The organism is Bacteroidota bacterium (assembly GCA_030706565.1).
Lineage (GTDB): Bacteria > Bacteroidota > Bacteroidia > Bacteroidales > JAUZOH01 > JAUZOH01.
This window is the reverse complement of record JAUZOH010000599.1, coordinates 1-1,145: the sequence shown is the minus strand read 5'-3', so window position 1 is coordinate 1,145 and position 1,145 is coordinate 1. Positions and strand designations below refer to the sequence as shown.

Sequence of the window (1,145 nt, the reverse complement as noted above, 5' to 3'; positions counted from 1 at the left end):
GTCAAAGACAGGAACACACATTGCTGCATGAATCTTTTATCAGTTCAAATAATAAATAAAATCAGCTAAATAGATGAAGGAAAGTGAGTTTTTTCGGGGAAATATTTTAAAGATAAAAATCATCATATTGCTGATGATTGGTGTTTTTTATTTGGGCCTTGGTACTATGTCGGCAAATAGAAAGGTGATTCCCAAACGAAGTTCCAATAATACCGGGGCTTTTTATACCGGTTTTTACAGAAATCTTTTTTTGGAAGCCGGATACAGTCAGTCAGCGATTGATCAGAAAGTGGCAAAAACCTATTCCGACCTTTTTGAAGGGCCAAACCGGATCTACTTTGAAGTAGGCGATTCCATGGGCTATGTGTCGGATTTGAAAAATCATGATGCCCGGACTGAAGGCCTCTCTTATGGGATGATGATTGCGGTACAACTGAATAAAAAAGATGTTTTTGACCGTATCTGGAGATGGTCGAAGAAATATCTTCAGCATCAGGATGGGCCCAGGGAAGGTTATTTTGCCTGGAGTTTCAATCCAAAGACGATGAGGCGAAATTCCGAAGGATCAGCATCTGACGGCGAGTTGTATTATATTACCTGCCTGCTGTTTGCTTCAAACCGTTGGGGAAATAATACCGGCATTAATTACTATGCAGAAGCAAGGAAAATTCTGGATGCTATGTGGAAGAAAGACGGCAGTAACGGAATCCATAATCTGATCAATATCGAACACAAAATAATTTCATTTGTGCCCGAAGGAAACGGATACGAATGGACTGACCCTTCGTACAATTTACCGGCATTTTTCGAGATTTGGGCCGAATATGCCAAGGACGGCCATGAACAATTTTACAGGGCTTGTGCCGACTCTGCCCGGGCTTTTTTACACAGGGCTTGTGATCCTGTTACCGGCCTGAATGCCGATTATACAGACCTTAATGGAATGCCGCATTCCACCCCCTGGATGCCTGCTGCTTTTCGTTATGATTCCTGGCGTGTTCCCATGAATATTGCTATGGATTATGCCTGGTTTGGCAAGGATAAAAAGTGGCAGGAAGACTATGCCAAGCTTATTGGAAATTTTTTCCGTTTACAAGGTATTGATACCTTTGAGGATCAATTTAACTTGGATGGTTCCCGGCCTG

1 protein-coding gene is annotated in these 1,145 nt (G+C 42.1%); it reads left to right on the top strand.

The window, feature by feature from the left end; genetic code table 11:
• Positions 1 to 73 precede the first annotated feature (73 nt).
• The coding region (locus Q8907_17100; GenBank protein MDP4275988.1) for a glycosyl hydrolase family 8 at positions 74 to 1,145 on the top strand (1,072 nt) is incomplete at its 3' end.